General features: G+C 64.3%; 16 protein-coding genes. 8 read left to right on the top strand and 8 right to left on the bottom strand.

The genetic code is table 11. The features are described from left to right. Positions 1-7: 7 nt before the first annotated feature. Entirely contained in the window at positions 8-1,228 is a 1,221-nt protein-coding gene (locus CI15_RS28065) for an efflux RND transporter periplasmic adaptor subunit (protein WP_082814323.1), read from the bottom strand. A gap of 9 nt (positions 1,229-1,237) precedes the next feature. Beyond that, positions 1,238-4,462 carry an efflux RND transporter permease subunit gene (locus CI15_RS28070; protein WP_062134547.1) on the bottom strand — a complete coding sequence of 1,075 codons (3,225 nt, stop codon included), beginning with the start codon at positions 4,460-4,462 and terminating at the stop codon, positions 1,238-1,240. Positions 4,463-4,731: 269 nt separating this feature from the next. Here CI15_RS28070 and CI15_RS28075 point away from each other — a divergent pair, with 269 nt between their 5' ends. Together CI15_RS28075 and CI15_RS28080 are read left to right on the top strand one after the other, a co-directional pair. Next, positions 4,732-5,049: a DUF4148 domain-containing protein gene (locus tag CI15_RS28075; RefSeq protein ID WP_062134551.1), complete on the top strand. Its 318-nt coding sequence runs from the start codon at positions 4,732-4,734 to the stop codon at positions 5,047-5,049. Between the two features lie 178 nt (positions 5,050-5,227). After that, positions 5,228-6,466 (top strand): MFS transporter, encoded by a 1,239-nt coding sequence (locus CI15_RS28080; RefSeq protein ID WP_062134554.1) that lies wholly within the window; start codon positions 5,228-5,230, stop codon positions 6,464-6,466. A gap of 14 nt (positions 6,467-6,480) precedes the next feature. On the opposite strand, the gene CI15_RS28085 is transcribed toward CI15_RS28080, so the two are convergent. Next, positions 6,481-7,401, bottom strand: a complete 921-nt coding sequence (locus CI15_RS28085) for a LysR family transcriptional regulator (protein WP_062134557.1) — start codon at positions 7,399-7,401, stop codon at positions 6,481-6,483. Positions 7,402-7,583: 182 nt separating this feature from the next. On the opposite strand from CI15_RS28085, the gene CI15_RS28090 reads away from it, so the two are divergent. The 4 genes from CI15_RS28090 (at position 7,584) to CI15_RS28105 (ending at position 12,221) form a co-directional block, all read left to right on the top strand. Then, positions 7,584-8,639: a porin gene (locus CI15_RS28090; RefSeq protein WP_062134560.1), complete on the top strand. Its 1,056-nt coding sequence runs from the start codon at positions 7,584-7,586 to the stop codon at positions 8,637-8,639. A 53-nt stretch (positions 8,640-8,692) separates the two neighbouring features. Beyond that, entirely contained in the window at positions 8,693-9,793 is a 1,101-nt protein-coding gene (locus CI15_RS28095; protein ID WP_062134563.1) for a hypothetical protein, read from the top strand. 80 nt (positions 9,794-9,873) lie between these two features. Next, complete coding sequence (locus CI15_RS28100; protein WP_082814339.1) at positions 9,874-11,163, top strand: MFS transporter; 1,290 nt, start codon at positions 9,874-9,876, stop codon at positions 11,161-11,163. A gap of 41 nt (positions 11,164-11,204) precedes the next feature. Next, positions 11,205-12,221 (top strand): hypothetical protein, encoded by a 1,017-nt coding sequence (locus CI15_RS28105; RefSeq protein WP_062134566.1) that lies wholly within the window; start codon positions 11,205-11,207, stop codon positions 12,219-12,221. A gap of 13 nt (positions 12,222-12,234) precedes the next feature. On the opposite strand, the gene CI15_RS28110 is transcribed toward CI15_RS28105, so the two are convergent. The 4 genes from CI15_RS28110 to CI15_RS28120 form a co-directional block, all read right to left on the bottom strand. Beyond that, positions 12,235-12,573 (bottom strand): ribbon-helix-helix domain-containing protein, encoded by a 339-nt coding sequence (locus CI15_RS28110; protein ID WP_062134569.1) that lies wholly within the window; start codon positions 12,571-12,573, stop codon positions 12,235-12,237. Between the two features lie 4 nt (positions 12,574-12,577). Further along, a complete protein-coding gene (locus CI15_RS37065; protein ID WP_161950072.1) occupies positions 12,578-12,736 on the bottom strand; it encodes a hypothetical protein in 159 nt (52 codons plus the stop codon). Then, on the bottom strand, positions 12,736-13,314 hold the full coding sequence (locus tag CI15_RS28115; RefSeq protein ID WP_062134572.1) for a DJ-1/PfpI family protein: 579 nt from the start codon (positions 13,312-13,314) through the stop codon (positions 12,736-12,738). Before CI15_RS28115 ends, CI15_RS37065 begins: the two co-directional genes overlap by 1 nt. Before the next feature lie 185 nt (positions 13,315-13,499). Beyond that, entirely contained in the window at positions 13,500-13,973 is a 474-nt protein-coding gene (locus CI15_RS28120; protein ID WP_241495962.1) for a MarR family winged helix-turn-helix transcriptional regulator, read from the bottom strand. 132 nt (positions 13,974-14,105) lie between these two features. Here CI15_RS28120 and mhpT point away from each other — a divergent pair, with 132 nt between their 5' ends. Next, positions 14,106-15,335 carry a 3-(3-hydroxy-phenyl)propionate transporter MhpT gene (gene mhpT / locus CI15_RS28125; protein WP_062134578.1) on the top strand — a complete coding sequence of 410 codons (1,230 nt, stop codon included), beginning with the start codon at positions 14,106-14,108 and terminating at the stop codon, positions 15,333-15,335. Between the two features lie 92 nt (positions 15,336-15,427). Here mhpT and CI15_RS28130 read toward each other — a convergent pair whose 3' ends face one another. After that, the gene (locus CI15_RS28130; RefSeq protein ID WP_062134579.1) at positions 15,428-16,312 is read right to left on the bottom strand and encodes an amidohydrolase family protein; all 885 of its coding nucleotides are present in this window, start codon (positions 16,310-16,312) and stop codon (positions 15,428-15,430) included. A gap of 131 nt (positions 16,313-16,443) precedes the next feature. On the opposite strand from CI15_RS28130, the gene CI15_RS28135 reads away from it, so the two are divergent. Continuing rightward, positions 16,444-17,271, top strand: a complete 828-nt coding sequence (locus CI15_RS28135) for a p-hydroxycinnamoyl CoA hydratase/lyase (RefSeq protein ID WP_062134580.1) — start codon at positions 16,444-16,446, stop codon at positions 17,269-17,271.

Below are 17,271 nucleotides of genomic sequence, written 5' to 3' on the forward strand. Positions count from 1 at the left end.
TCACCGCCTAAGCCTTGCTGCCCGCGACGGGCGTTGCCGCCACCCGCACGCTCTGGCCGTCGGCGATGGCGTCGCCGGGATTGTCGATCACACGGTCGGTGGCCGCGAGTCCCGTTGCGACCTCGACGTAGGTGCCGAAATCACGACCGATGGTGACCTTGCGAAGCTGCACCTTGTTCTGGGCATTCACCACGGCGATGGTCACGCCGTCCGGGCGGAACAGCAGCGCGCTCACCGGCAGTTCGAGCGCGGGCGTCGCCGTGGTGAGCGCGAGATGCACCTGCGCGTAGGCGCCAGGCATCAATGCGCCATCGTGATTGTCCACATCGACTTCCACGCGCAACGTGCGGCTCACGGGGTCGATCACGTTCGAGCTGCGCGCGACGCTGGCCTCGAAGCGGCGGCCCGGATACTGTTGCGTCGTCACCGACACCGCCGTGCCGGGCGCGACGCGGCTCGCGTCGTCCTGCGGGACGTCGACATAGATGCGCAGCCGGTCGGTCTGCGCGATGTGGAACAGCTCGCCCGGCATCGTGGCGAGGCCCGGTGTGCCGCCCGCCGTGACGAGCGCGCCGACCTGCACGTTGCGCGCCGTGATGACGCCGTCGAAGGGCGCCGTCAGGTTCTGGTACGAAACCAGTTCCTGCAGGCGCGCGACATTGGCCTGCGCCGCCTGGAGCGTGGCGAGCCTCGCGGCGGCGTCGCTCGTTTTCGCTTGCGCGTCCTGCTGCGAGACGGATTGCGTTTGCAGCATCGTTTGCCAGCGCTGTGCCGTGCTGCTTGCAAAGCGATAGTTCGCTTCCGCGGTCGCTGCGTCGGCGCGCGCCTGTTGAAGTTGCGCGTCGAGCTCGGGCGTGTCGATCTGGGCGAGCGTCTGACCGGCCTTCACGTGCGCGCCGATATCCGCGTACCAGTGCTGGACATAGCCGCTCGTGCGCGCATAGATCGACGCGTCGGCCCAGGACATGATCGAGCCGGGCAGCAGCAGGTCCTGCGTCGCTGGCGCGCGCGTCGGTGTGAGGGTCGAGACGATCAGCTCACGTTGCGCCGCGAGCTGTTGGGTCTGGGCCGTGCGAGCTTCGAGGCGCGGCACGATGCCGATGCTCAGCAACGCCACGGCGAAGCAGGTGAGGCCGACGGCGATGGCCGTACGACGTGCTGTGGATCCGGCGCGCACGGCTGGCTGCGCTCCGGCGTCGCGATCCTCGGGCGGGATGGGCGGGTTCATCGGGGATCCTTATTCAACGAGAGTGGTTGCGTCGACGCGCGCGCCGTCGTGGGCGTCGTGGGCGTCATGGGCGTCGCGCTCAGCGCGGCGCTTGGCGAGCCAGCCGTGCACCATGCCGAAGACCACGGGCACGAACACGAGCGTCGAAAGCGTGCCGATGGCGAGACCGCCGATCACGGCGCGCCCGAGCGGCGCATTCTGCTCGCCACCGTCGCCGAGACCGAGCGCCATCGGCAGCATGCCGATCAGCATCGCGAGTGCCGTCATCAGCACGGGGCGAAAGCGATTGAAGCCCGCGTCGAGCGCCGCGGCGAGCGGCGCCATGCCGGCGGCGAGCGACTCGCGCGCCGTGTTGATGACGAGAATGCTGTTGGCCGTCGCGATGCCCATGCAGAGGATCGTGCCCGTCAGCGCCGGCACGCTGAGCGTGGTTTGCGTGACGAACAGCATCCATGCGATGCCGGCCAGCGACCCCGGCAAGCCGCTCACGATGATCAGCGGATCGAGCCACGACTGGAAGTTCACGACCATCAGCAGGTAGACGAGCGCGATCGCGAATACGAGGCCGGCGGCAAGGCCGCTGAACGAGGCGTTCATCGACTGGACCTGGCCGCGCATGACGATCGACGAGCCCGGCGGCAACTGCGCCCGCGCGGCATCGACGAGGCGGTTCACGTCCGAGGCGACGCCGCCCAGATCGCGCCCCTGTGTCGACGCAAAAATGTCGAGCACCGGCTGCACGTTGTAGTGCGAGACGACCGCCTGCTGCGAACTGCGCGAGACGGTTCCGAGCGTGCCCAGCTGGTTCTGCGGGTTGACCGACACCGCTTGCGTGGTCACCGGAATATTGGCGAGCGTTTGCAGCGAGTGAATGTCGTATTGCGGCACCTCGGCCATCAGCGGATAGCTCACGCCGTTCTGCGGATCGAGCCAGAAATTCGGTGTGGTCTGCGAGCTGCCGGACAGTGCGATCAGCAGGTTCTGGGCGACGTCGCGCTGCGTGAGGCCGGCTTGCATGGCCTTGGTGCGATCGACGTTCACGTTGATCGTGGGTTCGTCGCCGGGCTGTTGGATGCGCGCATCGACGAGCCCGCGCACGCCGCGCATTTGATCGAGCAGTCGATTCGCCACGACGCGGTTCTGCGCGAGCTTGTTGCCGACGATCTGCACGTCGATCGGCGCCGGCAGGCCGAAGTTCAGGATCTGGCTCACGATGTCGGCGGGCAGGAACGCGAAAGTCACCCCGGGAAACGCCGCGTCGAGCACATTGCGCAGCTTCGCGACGTATTGCGCGGTCGGCTTGTGCTTCGGCGCGAGCGTGATGAGGATGTCCGAGTCTTCGGGGCCGATCGGGTCCGAGGAATCGTAAGTGAGGTTGATGCCGCTGACCGGCACGCCGATGTTATCGAGCACCGCGGCCTGTTCGGCGGGCGGAATCACGCTGCGGATTGTCGCTTCGACTTCATCGGTGATGCGGGCCGTTTCCTCGATGCGCGTGCCCGTGGGCGCGCGCAAATGCAGGCGGATCTCGCCGGTATCGACGGCCGGGAAAAAGTCGCGACCGGTGAACGGCAACAACACGAGCGAGCCGAGACAGAGCGCGAGCCAGAGCACGACGAAGCGGCGGCGCTGCGCGATGGCGGCTTGCAGCAGCGCGCGATAGCGATTGCGCAGGGCCTCGAAGCGCTTTTCGAAACCCGCCTGGAAACGCGTCAATGCGCCGCCGATGCCGCGTGCGGGCGCGATGCTTCGCGAGCGGGCACGCAGCAGATACATCGCGAGCGTAGGAATCAGCGTGCGCGAGAAGAAGTACGAGGCGCACATCGCGAACACGACGGCTTCGGCCATCGGCACGAACAGGTAGCGCGCGACGCCGGAGAGCAGGAACATCGGCACGAACACGATGCAGATCGACAAAGTCGAGACGAAGGTCGGCACGGCGATCTCGCCGGAGCCGTTGAGGATCGCGTCGTGCAGCGGGGCGCCGCGTTCGAGATGATGGGTGATGTTCTCGATCGCGACCGTGGCGTCGTCGACGAGTATGCCGACGGCCAGAGCGAGCCCGCCGAGCGTCATGATGTTGATGGTTTCGCCGAGCGCCGCAAGCGCGATCAGCGAGGTGAGCACGGCAAGCGGAATCGTCACGGCAATGATCAGCGTGGCGCGCCAGCTGCCGAGAAAGAGCAGGATCATCGCGGCGGTGAGGCACGCGGCAATCAGCGCCTCGCGCACCACGCCGGTGATCGCCGACTTCACGAACACCGACTGGTCGCCCAGCGGCGTGATCTTGAGCGCGCTCGGCAGGCCCGCGGCGATCTTCGGCAGCATCGCTTTGACCTGGTCGATGATCGTGAGAGTCGAGGCGCTACCGGACTTTTCCACCGTGAGGAGCGCGGCGCGCTTGCCGTCGGCGCGCACGATATTGGTTTGCGGTGCGTAACCGTCGATCACGTGAGCGACATCGCGCACGTACACCACGCTGCCGTTCACGGTCTTGATGGGCAGATCGTTGAGCGCGGCCACCGTTTGCGTGCTGCCGTTCATTTCGACGTTGTACTCGCGCGCCCCGATTTTGGCGGTGCCGCCGGGCAGGATCAGGTTCTGCGCATTGACGGCGTTCACGACGTCGACGGGCGCGAGTCCCTTCGCCTGGAGCGCCTTCGGATCGAGCTGCACCATGATCTGCCGGATCTTGCCGCCATAGGGCAGCGGCACGGCCGCGCCTTGCACCGTGGCGAGCTGCGTGCGGATGAAGCTGTTGCCGAGATCGTAGAGCGACTGTTCGGGCAAGGTCGTGCTCGAGAGGCCCAGTTGCAGCACCGGCACCGTCGAGGCGTTGTACGTGATGATGTTTGGGGGCAACGTGCCCGGCGGCAGGATGCGCAGAATCGATGCGGAATTCGAGGCCGCCTCGGCAATCGCCCGGTTGATGTCCGCGCCCGGATGAAAGAACACCTTCACCACCGACACGCCGTTGAGCGACTGCGATTCGATGTGCTCGATGTCGTCCACGTCCGAGGTGAGGGCGCGCTCGTAGTTCGAGGTGATGCGATGCGCCATGTCCTCGGCGGAGAAGCCGTTGTAGCTCCAGACGATGCTGACCACGGGAATATTGATGTTCGGAAAAATGTCCGTGGGCGTGCGCATGATGGCGAGCGGGCCAAGGATAAAAAGCAGCACGGCGAGCACGATGAACGTGTAAGGCCGTCTGAGAGCCAGTTTGACGATCCACATGACTTGTCCGGGTTGAGGCGGGGAGAGCCGCGCTCGACGCGGCCAGGTTGGAGCAAGTATCGGGATTGCGCGCTTACCCGGTGCTGACTTCGACATTACGGATTTGTCATCTGGGGAGCCTGCAGCCAGATAACGAACTCGTAATCAGCCGGTCAGCTTTGGGTCAGCGCCGCGCGACCAGAATGCAGTCAACCTTCGCGACATCACCGAAGGCGGCTGAAGCGGCATCACTTCACGATGCGGCGGCCCTTCATTGAGAGGTGAACATCATGAAAGCACTCGTTTCCACGTTGCTCGTTGCCTGCGCACTGGCTGCACCGGTCGCCGCTTTTGCACAGACTGCCACGGCGCCCGTGACGCATTCGCAAGTGATCGCCGATGCCGTGCGCCTGGAGCAGGCGGGCTATCGGCCGACGGCCACGGACTATAACTATCCTGCCGACATCCAGCGTGCCGAGACCATCGTCGCGCAGCAGCAGGCTCAGGGAAGGAGCGGGGTCGGCGGCGTGTCGATGCAGGGCAGCTCGGATTCGGGCGCGCCGGTCGTGGCCTCTGCTGGAGTACGGTCGATTTATGCGGGGCATTGAGGTGAGGGCGCGGTAGGTCTGGCCAGCAGGCCGGCTGCCGCGCTTTTTGTTTCGTACGGGTCAGGATCCGCCCGACGCATTGTTCAGCCACGCTTGCTAGTCTTTTCAGCGCCCGACTCTTTTTCGCGCGCGAGACCCCGCCTAAAGTGTCAGAGTTCAACCTGACATCAGGGTCACAATGCAAATCGATACACCTACAATCCCCGCTTCGTTGGAGGGAGATTCAACCTCCGCAGCTCAATGGCTATCCGTCATTGCCGTTGCGGTGAGCGCGTTCGCGTTCGTGACGGCCGAGTTTTTGCCCGTCGGGCTGTTGCCGCAAATCGCGCACGACCTCGGCGTGTCGACCGGCGTCGCCGGGCTGATGGTCACCACGCCCGGTGTCATGGCGGCAATCCTGGCGCCGACGCTGATCGTCAGCGCGGGACGCATGGACCGTCGGTACGTGTTTCTGCTTCTCACCGCGGTGCTGCTGATCGCGAACGTCGTGTGCGCAATCGCACCGAACCTCACGGTCATGCTGGTGGGACGGGCGCTGCTCGGCGGCGCGTTGGGCGGCTTCTGGACGCTGGCGACGGCGGCGGCTCCGCGGCTCGTGCAAGCAAAGGATGCGGCAAAAGCGACCGCGACCATTCTGACCGGCGTGACCTTCGCAACCGTGATCGGCGTGCCGCTCGGAACGTTTATCGCGTCGTTCGCGTCGTGGCGCATGGCATTCGCCGCCACGGCGGGCCTGGTATCGCTCGCCTTGATCGCGCAAGTGTTCCTCGTGCCTTCGTTGCCCTCGGCATCGGCATTGCGGATCGCCGACTTCAAGGCGCTGCTTCGCCGGCCTCATACGCGCCTGGGCATGGTGATGGTCGCGCTCGTCTTTGGCGCGCACTTCTCGACCTACACGTATATCGCTCCGCTGCTCGAGCACGATTTTTCGTTGAGCGCCATCACGCTGTTGCTGTTCGGATTCGGCCTCATCGGCTTCTTCTCGAATGCATTGACGTCGATGGTGATTTCGGACCATCTGAAGAAGTCCGTCGCCGCGATGGTTCTGCTGCTATTGGGCGCGATGTCGTCGATGTTGCTGCTGGAGCATTCGCCCATCGGCGAGACCGCGGGGATGCTGCTGTGGGGCATCGCGTTCGGCGCGCTGCCGCTTTGCTTCAGCGTATGGATTCAGCGCAGCACGACCGACTTGCCCGAAGCGGGATCGGCCATGTTCGTCAGCATCATCCAGGTGGCGATTGCAGTGGGTTCGGCAGTAGGGGGCACGATTGTCGATCGCGCCGGCGTCCACGCGGACTTTACGCTGGGGCTTGGACTCGCGCTGCTAGGTCTCGTGACGCTGCAGCGGCTTGCCGTGTTGGAGCGACCGGCCACGGCGTCTTCTCTCGATTGCGCGTGCGACGCGTCGGCTGACTGACGCCGCTCCACCCGCTAGCCAGCCGCGACGCCGCCACGGAAACGCTGTTGCATGAACTCGACGAAGCGGGTCGCGGCACCGTTGCTCATCGTCGATGGAAAGCTGAGCGTGAGCGGCGCGGTCAGCGCGTGCGGCTTCTTCAGGCGGCAGTACACGACCCCCACCTGGTTGTAGCGTTGCATCGATGCGGGCACGAGCGTGACGCCGAGCCCCGTCGATACCAGCTTGATACCCGAGAGCATCCGCGGCACCTCGCGCGCGATGTGCGGCGAAAAGCCCGCTTCGCGGCACGCGCTGAGTATGTCCGCATACATGCCGGGAGCGCCGGGCCGCCGCACGAGGATGAAATCCTCGTGCGCCAGTGCGCGCAACTCCACCTCCGGCTGCTTACGTTTGCGTGCGACGAGCGGATGATCGTCGCGTAGCACGACCACCATCGGCTCTTCGTCGAGCACTTCGAACGACAGATCGGGCGGCAGCTCGACCGGCTTGCGCAGAAACGCGACATGGACGAGACCGCCGGCCAGCCGCTCGCTGACCTCGGCCGCGTTGAGTTCGATCAGATCGACGCCCACGTCCGGATGCAGACGCCGGAATTCACGGATCGCCTCGGTCGTCAGCGGATGAAAACTCGCCGAGCTGGTGAGGCCGATCGACAACGTGCCGATTTCACCGCGCGCAATGCGGGCGGCGCGTTCGACCGACTGATGCAGGCCGTCGAGAATGCGCTGCGCGTCTTCGGCGAATGCCTTGCCGGCATCGGTCAGCACGACACCGCGCGGCAATCGCTCGAACAGCTCGAAGCCAATCTCCTCTTCAAGTAAGCGAATCTGTTGCGACAGCGGCGGCTGCTGCATCGCGAGCCGCGCCGCGGCGCGCGTGAACTGTCCTTCTTCGGCGACCACCAGAAAGTAGCGCAGATGCCGCAATTCCATTGTTCGACTCCATTGCGCCGGGGGCGCAAATGACATATTTAAAAAATATGGATAGTGCCTGAAACCGGTATTTTACATTTGCCACAAGCAAATCTACGATCTCGCCATCGCAACGGGTGGCGGATGTCGGGGGCTGCTCGCTGCGTGTCATCCAACAAAACAATGCACTCAGGAGACACTCCGTGAAGAAGCACTACCTCGTTGCCGCGCTCGTCGGCACGGCCAGCCTGCCGGTGTTCGCCCAGTCGTCGGTCACGCTGTATGGCGTGATCGATACGAACCTCGAATTCCTCAACCATGCGGATGCGACGGGCGGCACGCTGGTGCGCATGAACTCGGGCGGTCTCAGCAATTCGCGGATCGGCTTCAAGGGCACCGAGGACCTTGGCGGCGGCTATTCGGCGTTCTTCTGGCTCGAAGCGGGGTACAACAGCAACGACGGCACGAACGCGACCTCGGGCGTGCTGTTCAATCGCCAGGCCGCGGTCGGCGTGTCGAATGCATCGTACGGGGCGTTGTCGGCCGGTCTGCAGTACACCGCGATGTACGACATTCTCGAACAGTACGACCCGATGGGTTACGCGCCGCAGTACACGTGGTTTCCGACCACCGGCTCGGCCGACGACTTCTCGTACAAGGCGCGTCTGAACAACTCGGTCAAGTACGTCGGGCAGTTCGGCGGCCTGAAGGCGATCGCGAACTACAGCTTCGGCGGCGACGCGGGTTCGTTCCAGAGCAGCGCAGCCTACGGCGCAGGCCTTCAATACGCGATCGGCACCTTCTCCGCGGCCTTCGCGTACGACTACCGCAACGGCGCGATCAACACGGCCGGCACGTGGACGAAGACGCGCAACTGGAGCCTGTCGGCGCGTAACCAGTTCGGCGCGGCAACCGTGATGGGCGGCTACGAGCACTATCTGAACGACCCGACGAAGGGCGCCTCGGTGTCGGCGGCCTTGTGGTTCGGAGGCATGCGCTATCGCGTCACGCCCGCGGTCCAGTTGACGACCGCGGTGTACTACCAGAGCAACAAGACGAAGGACGTGTCGAACTCGATCATGGGTGTGGTGAGCGGCGACTATTCGCTGTCGAAGCGAACCGACCTGTATGCGACCGTCGCGTATGCTGCGGCCACGCGCTACGCGAACGGCACCTTCACGCCGGTCGGCGTGACCGACGAAACGGCCTTCGGTGCGAATCAGACCGGCGTCACCGTCGGTATCCGCCACCGCTTCTGATCGAGATCGGCACCGGCACCATGCGGCAACCACGTTTAGGGAGGAGAGAGTCGATGAACCTGAAGGCATGGCGCGAGACGCGTTCGAGCAAGGCACGCAAGTGGGTCGCGCTGCGCGCGCTTGCCTGGGTCGTCGCCAGTGTCGCGGCGCCCACGGTCTCGTTCGCGCAGCACGTGTATGAAGCGCATCTGCATCCGGTCGCGGTGATCGCGCCGGCGCGAATGCAGCTCGACACGCCGCAGGGAGCGGCGGAATTTCCGCTCTATCTGTCGGCGGACTGGAACGCGCCGCAGCCGCGCATCGAGCGCGCGGTGATCGTGATTCACGGCAAGCTGCGCAACGCGGACGTGTATTTCGGCACCGCGGAAAAAGCCCGCGACGCAGCCGGCGCGGACCCAGCGGCCACGTTGCTCGTCGCGCCGCAGTTTCTCGCGACGCTCGATACGCGCGTTCACAGCGTACCGGCCGACATGCTGCGCTGGAAAGACAACGCGTGGATGGGCGGCGAGTCCGCCGAGGGTGGCGTGCCGCTCAGCTCCTTCGCCGTGCTCGATGCGATCGTCGAGCGCCTCGCGGACCGGCGGCTGTTTCCGAACCTCAAGCATGTGACGTTCGCGGGTCATTCGGGCGGCGCGCAGGTCGTGCAGCGCTACGCGGTGGCCGCGCATGATCTGCGTACGCTCGCCGACGCAGGGATCGACGTCCGCTATGTCGTGTCGAGCCCGTCGTCGTACGCGTATTTCGACGCCGAGCGACCGGACGCGCAGGGGCGGCCGGCGCGCTTCGACCCCGCGCAATGTCCATCGTTCGACGACTGGAAGTATGGGATGCAGGCACGGCCCGCCTACGTGAACGATCGCTCGCCGGCGCAACTGGAGGCGGCCTACGTGCAGCGGCCGGTCACGTACCTGGTCGGTGGCAACGATGACGATCCGAAGCATCCCGTGCTCGACCGCAGCTGCGCCGCCGAGGCGCAAGGTGCCGAGCGGGTTGCGCGCGCCGAGGGCTATTTCAACTATCTGCAGGCGCGCCATCCGGAAGGCCTGAACCAGCAGTTCCACGTGGTGCCCGGCGTCGGTCACAATGGCGCGCGAATGCTCACCTCGCCATGCGCGCTCGCGACCATGTTCGGAACAGGATCATGCACGAAATGAACGACCTGCACACTCTCGACGACGGTACCCTCGACCGCTCACGCGCGTCGTCCGACGCGGCGCCGCAACTGAACCCGCGCATGGTGCGGCGCGCGATCGTCGCGTCGGTGCTCGGCAGTGGCCTCGAGTGGTTCGACTTCCTCGTCTACGGCTACTTCTCGAAGATCATCGCGCAGGTGTTTTTCCCGTCGGATCATGCGTTCGTATCGATCGCGCTGACGCTCGCGACGTTCGCGATCGGCTTCGTCGTGCGGCCGATCGGCGGCATCCTGCTCGGCATCTATTCGGACCGCGTCGGCCGGCGCCGCGCGCTGTCCGTGCTGATTCTCGCGATGGCCGCGAGCACGCTGCTGATGGGGCTGACGCCGTCGTACGCGACGATCGGCGTGGCCGCGCCGCTGCTGATCGTGCTCGCGCGGCTGTTGCAAGGCATGTCGGTCGGCGGCCAGTTCGCGACCGCATCGGCGATGCTCGTCGAATACGCGCCGCCCGGCAAGAAGATGTTCTACGGCAGTTTCAACATGTCGTCGCAGGCCTTCGCGCTATTGCTGTCGTCGGGCGTGGGCTTGCTGCTGACCACGCAGCTCACGCATGCGCAACTCGTTGCATGGGGCTGGCGCGTACCGTTCCTGATGGGCGCGCTGGCGGGACCGATCGGCTTCTATATCCGTCATCGCGTCGCCGAGTCGCCGGAGTTCGTGCAGTTGAGCGCGCATCGCGGCGCGCCGGTCAAGCAATCGGTGCGCGCGTTCTTCCGCGACAACACCGACGCGGTGATCTGCGCGATGGGCGTGATCATCGTGGGCGCGGCGACCAACTATGTGTGGCACTCGTATCTGCCGCTGTATGTCGAGCGGCAGTTGCATTTGCCGTTGTCGAACGCGCTCGTCGGCGCATTCGTTTCCGGGGTGCTGAACGTCATGCTGTTTCCGCTGGCGGGCAAGCTGTGCGACCGCTATGGCGCGTACCGGCTGTTCTATCCGGTGGTCATCGCATGGGTGCTGGTGTCGTATCCGCTGTTTAGCTTCGTGGTTGCCGCGCCGACGTTCGCTCATCTGTTCACCGCGCAGATGATCTCCACCGTGTTTCTCGCGGCGATGTCGGGCTCGCATCCCGGCATGCTCGCAACGCTGTTCCCGGTGCGCAACCGCTCGACCGGCGTCGCGCTGTCGTACAACGTCGCCGTGACGCTGTTCGGCGGCCTCGCGCCTCTGACGATCACGTCGCTCACGCAGTGGACGGGCAGCAGTCTGATGCCCGCGTTCTATCTGATCTTCGCGGGCCTCGTCTCGCTCGCGATGGTGTTCTTCACGAAGTCCGGCCGCGATCCGGCGCCTGCCGCGCGCGCGGGCTCCGCGACGACGCACTGATCTCACGCTGACTTCTTACCCACGTTCTACACAGGTTCTGCATGTCCGAGCTTTTCCAACCCGGCGACGAGCGCGCCCCCAACGAGCGCCCCGTCGCCGCGATTGCGCCGCATCGGCTTACCGTGACGACGGCGGCGGGCAGCGGCGTCGCGCCGCTCTACGTCACCTGCGACTGGAGCGTGCCGCAGCCGGCGATCCGCCGCGCCGTGATCCTGATCCACGGCCGTCTGCGCAATGCCGACACGTATTTCCAGCTCGCGCGGCAGGCTCGGGCGGCCGCGGGCGGCGACGAGAGCGACACGCTGCTGGTCGTGCCGCAGTTCCTCGCCAGCGCCGACGTGACGGCGCATGGTCTTTCCGCCGATACGCTGCATTGGGACTGGACGAGCTGGATGGGCGGCGATGCCGCGCTTGGTAGCGCGCCGCTCAGTTCGTTCGACGTGCTCGACGCGATCCTCGACGGGCTGGCCGTGCGCGAGCAGTTTCCGTCGTTGACGAGCGTCGTGATCGCCGGGCACTCGGGCGGCGGCCAGGTCGCGCAGCGTTACGCGGTGCTCGCGCGCGGCGAGGCGCGGCTGGCCGAACGCGGTGTGGCGGTGCGCTACGTGATTGCGAATCCGTCGTCGTATGTGTATTTCGATGCGCAGCGGCCCACCGGGGACGGCGGCTTTGCGCCGTTCGACGCGTCGCGCTGCCCCGGATTTGACGACTGGAAGTATGGGTTGAATCGCCTGCCGGCTTACGCGCAGTGCGCGGGGCAAGCCGATTGCGCGGGGACGCTCGAAGCGGCTTATGCTGGCCGGGACGTCACCGTGTTGCTCGGCAGCGAGGACTGCGATCCCGCGCATCCCGCACTCGACACGTCATGCGCGGCCCGGGCGCAGGGCGCTCACCGGCTCGAACGCGGGCTGGCTTACGAGCGGTATATGCGGATGCGTCATCCGGCCGGCTTGCGCCATCGCACGATCGTGATCGATGGCTTCGGTCACGACGGCACCGGCATTTTCACGTCGCCGCAAGGCGTGGCCGCCGTGTTCGACGACGCTGCCGCCCGCTAGCCGACGCAATCCGTCAGACAGCCGTCTTCACGACTCGGGGTTGAAACGGGGCGTTGCGCGGGACGTCGCCCGCGGCCTCGTCGCGTGCGGCGGCCATCGACAGATAACGCAAACAGCACACGCGCAAAAACGACGCGAAATTCAACGGCTCTTCGGCGCGCAAGGCGACCAGTTCGTCGTGGAGCTTCGCCACGAACTGGGACGTCGTCATGTTCTCGCGGCTGGCGATTTCACGAAGCACGTCCCAGAACAGGTTTTCGAGCCTCACCGTGGTCACGACGCCATGAATGCGCAGAGCGCGCGTACGCGACTCGTAGAGGATCGGATCAGCGTTGACATAGACGTTGCACATACGGTCAGCCTTCCTCGTAAGCGATCACGTCGCAGGGCGCGAAGCGCGCCGTGCCTATGGTCTGATGGATGGGTGGGTCGTCGGCGTATCCATCCTGGACATCGTGATCGAGCGTAACACGATCCACCCGCGTGCCCTGTACGGACACGCATCCATCGCTCATCAATGCTCGATGCGCGTGCCGAGCAGGGTCAGGAACTGCGCGAGCCAGTTCGCATGCGAGGTCCACGCCGGCGCGGTGACGAAGTTCTGGTCGGTGATCGCGTCAGGCCAGTCGAGCGCCACGTACTCCGCACCCGCGAGTTTGACTTCGGGCGCGCAGGCCGGGTAAGCCGAGATGCGCCGGCCTTCGATCACGCCGGCCGCCACCAGCAGTTGCGCGCCGTGGCAGACGGCGGCAATCGGTTTTTTCGCTTCGGCGAAATGGCGCACGAATGCGATCACCTTGTCGTTGAGCCGCAGATATTCGGGTGCGCGGCCGCCCGGCACGAGCAGCGCGTCGTATTGCGCGGGATTCACCGACGCGAAGTCGGCGTTCAGCGTGAAGTTATGGCCGCGCTTTTCCGTATAGGTCTGATCGCCTTCGAAGTCGTGGATCGCGGTGCGAATCGCGTCGCCCGCGCGCTTGTCGGGCGCAACGACGTCCACCTTATGTCCGACGGCCGCGAGCGCCTGGAACGGCACCATCAGTTCGTAGTCTTCGACAAAATCGCCGGCGATGATAAGAATGCGCTTGGACATGCTTCGGCTCCTCTCGAATCGGGTTGGGGGATGACGAGGTGGACGGGCTGTTGCAGCGCGCGAAAGATGACGGCCGCTGTGAAGCAATATAACGAGCGACTTATTGGGGGAGGTAATACGCGGCTAAATGCCGACCAGGGATTTCACCGAGCTTCCATTCGAATGAGCCGGTGCGCAAGGTCCATTTACCCGCGCAGATTCGACACACATCGCTGCAGCACCTTGCGCAGCGTATCGACCGGGATTTCCGTCACGCCATCGAGCATGGATGCTTCGAGCGCGTCGATCGCCGAATCGCACTCGTTCAGTACCCGACGCCCTTCGTCGGTCAGAAACAGATGAATCAGGCGGCCGTGGGTAGGATGTCCAACGCGTCCCACCCAACCGTTGGCTTCCATTGTCTTGACGACCTCGTTGGCCGACTGCGGCGTGATGAACGAGCGTTCGGCGAGTTTCGCGTTGGTCATCGCACCGCTGGCGCTGATTACGGACAAGGCGGTGAACTGAGGCAAGGTCAGCCCGAATTCGCCAAGCACATCGATAAGACTGCGTTTGAGCAATCGGTCCAATTGGCCGACCACATAGGAAACGCGGGCGGGTGGGGCGCCGGTTTTCGTTGAACCGGTCTGTTTGGCAAGGGGCGTTCGCCGCTTCTCCATTGTCTTCGTCATTATCAGGTTGCCTTAGGTGTTTCTACCTAGCATATCATATTCTACTTTAAATATCAGGCGCCCTGATACTAGACTTAGCAACTAAACATTGGCAATTCAATAAAAGGTGAAGGAGACGTCATGTCGAGCATTGCTAATCGGTCGAGTGTCGCAAGTTCCAGCACTGCCTCAACGTTGGCGCTGTGCTTTCTCGTCGCGGTGCTGGAGGGGATCGACCTGCAGTCCACCGGCGTTGCGGCGCCTCGCATGGCGCACGAGTTCGGCTTGTCGGTCAGCCAGTTAGGGCTGGCTTTCAGCGCCGGCATGTTCGGGCTTCTGCCGGGCGCCATGATCGGCGGCAGACTCGCCGACAGGATCGGCCGAAAGCGCGTTCTGCTGATCTCGATGGTGGTATTCGGCATCTTCTCGATTGCGACCGCGCAAGTCTGGAGTTTCGAAAGTCTGCTCATCGCTCGCGTGCTGACGGGCATTGGACTCGGCGGCGGGATGCCGAACCTGATCGCGTTGTCTTCGGAGGCGGTGCATCCGCGTCACCGGAACACGGCGGTCAGCGTCATGTATTGCGGCATGCCGCTCGGCGGCGCGCTTGCCGCGCTGATCGGCGTGCTGAGCACGGGGAGTGCGGCGTGGCGGCATATCTTCTACGTGGGCGGAGCGGGACCGCTGATCATCATTCCTCTGCTGCTGATGTGGCTGCCTGAGTCGCGCGAATTCTCCACCGGGTCGCGGGAAACGACGACGGCGGACAAGCCGCTGCTTTCGACGCGTGAGGTCCTGTTCGGCGAGGGACGCGCCGCGGCGACGATCGGCATCTGGATCAGTTTCTTCTGCACGCTGATCGTTCTTTACTTCCTGCTGAACTGGCTGCCTTCGTTGACCGTGGGGCGAGGCATGAGCCGCTCGCAGGCCGGTATCGCGCAGATTTTCTTCAACGTGGGCAGTGTGATCGGCGTGCTCGGCATCGGTCTATTGATGGACCGATTCAGGCAAGGCCTGTCCGCCACGGCAATCTATGCGTGCATCGTCGGTGCCTTGATCGCGCTGTCTCAAGTCGCCAGCATCGAGACGCTATCCGTTGCCGTGCTGTTTGCCGGGATGGGCGTCGTCGGTGCGCAGTCGATGCTGTATTCGTTGTCCGCCGCCAGTTACCCGGCCAGCGTGCGTGGGACGGGTGTCGGTGCCGCGGTGGCGGTGGGTCGCCTCGGTTCTATTGTGGGTCCCGTTGCCGCCGGTCAATTGCTTTCGATGGGAACAAGCTCGGCGCTCGTGATCGGCGCGAGTGTGCCGGTAACGATCATCGCGGCGATCACGGCGCTGCTCGTCATCCGCTCCAACGCCGCGAAACGATAAGCCGTCTTCGATGGATCAAAGAGGCCCGGTGTTTTCGCGCCGGGCCTTTTTTCGTCGGTCATCCGTCCCATCCGTCCCATTCGCCCCATTCGTCACGCTTGCGCCCGCAGCCCGAGCAGGCTGACGGCGTTCTCCTTCAGAACGAGCGGCTTCACCTCGGGCTTGATGTCGAGCGTATCGAAGTCTTCGAGCCAGCGGTCCGGGCGAATCAGCGGGAAGTCGGAAGCGAACAGCACCTTGTTGCGCAACAGCGTATTGGCGTACTTGACCAACTCGGGCGAAAAGTACTTCGGCGACCAGCCCGACAGGTCGATATATACGTTCGGCTTGTGCAGCGCGATTGACAGCGCCTGCTCCTGCCACGGCCAGGATGGATGCGCGATCACGATCTTCATGTCGGGGAAGTCGGCCGCGACATCGTCGAGGTAGATCGGTTCCGAATACTTCAGGCGCAAGCCGCCGCCCCCGCGCATGCCTGAACCCATGCCCGAGTGGCCGCTGTGAAAAACTGCCGGCAGGCCGTACTCGGCGATCACCTCATAGAGTGGGTAAGCCATGCGGTCGTTGGCGAAAAAGCCCTGCATCGTAGGGTGAAACTTGAAACCGCGCACGCCGTGCTCCTCGATGAGCCGCCGCGCTTCGCGCGCGCCGAACTTGCCTTTGTGCGGATCGATGCTGGCGAACGCGATCATGATGTCGGAATTCGTCTGCGCGAACTCGGCGACCTCTTCGTTCGAAATGCGACGGCGACCTATGTTCGCTTCGCAGTCCACGGTAAACATCACGAAGCCGATATTGCGTTCCCGATAGTGCTCGATCGTTTCGGGAATGGTGGGGCGCCGCCCCTGTTTGAGTACGGTGCCGAAGTATTTGTCGGCGGCGTCGTCGAACTCCTTCGCAAACAGGTCGGGCGGTTGGCAGCACGACACTTCGGCGTGGACATGGGTGTCGATAGCCTTCAGTTGATCGATGTTCACGACGTCTCCTATTTGTGATTAATGGCGCTTAGGGGTTTGTACCAAGACGCCTATATTGTACTTTACTTATCAGGGTGCCTGATATTAAATTGGATTCGAGCCGCGAGGGCGGCACTGATACGGAGATGCAGATGAGTTACGAAGGACGCTGGAAAACGGTCAAGGTCGCGGTGGAAGGCGGAATCGCCTGGGTCACGTTCAATCGTCCGGACAAGCGCAACGCAATGAGCCCGACGCTAAACAAGGAGATGATCGACGTTCTGGAGACGCTCGAACTCGACACCGAAGCCCAGGTTCTCGTGCTGACCGGCGAAGGCAGCGCATGGACGGCCGGCATGGACCTCAAGGAATATTTCCGCGAGGTGGACGCGGGTCCGGACGTGCTGCAGGAGCGCATTCGCCGCGACGCGAGCCGCTGGCAATGGCAACTGCTGCGCATGTACTCGAAGCCGACAATCGCGATGGTCAATGGCTGGTGCTTCGGCGGCGGCTTCTCTCCGCTCGTCGCATGTGACCTCGCCATCGCCGCGGACGAAGCCGTGTTCGGCCTGTCCGAAATCAACTGGGGCATTCCGCCGGGCAACCTCGTGAGCAAGGCGATGGCCGATACCGTCGGGCATCGTGAAGCGCTGTACTACATCATGACGGGCGACACCTTCACGGGTCCGCAAGCCGCGAAGATGGGCCTCGTGAACAAGAGCGTGCCGCTCGCGCAGTTGCGCGACGAAACGATCGCGCTGGCCGCGAAGCTGCTGAACAAGAACCCGGTCGTGCTGCGCAACGCGAAACACGGCTTCAAGCGCTCGCGTGAACTGACGTGGGAGCAGAACGAAGACTACCTGTACGCGAAGCTCGACCAGGCGAACTATCGCGATCGGGAAGGCGGCCGCGAACAGGGCCTGAAGCAGTTCCTCGACGACAAGAGCATCAAGCCGGGCCTGCAGTCCTACAAGCGCTAA

Source organism: Paraburkholderia monticola (assembly GCF_001580545.1).
GTDB classification, from domain to species: Bacteria; Pseudomonadota; Gammaproteobacteria; order Burkholderiales; family Burkholderiaceae; genus Paraburkholderia; species Paraburkholderia monticola.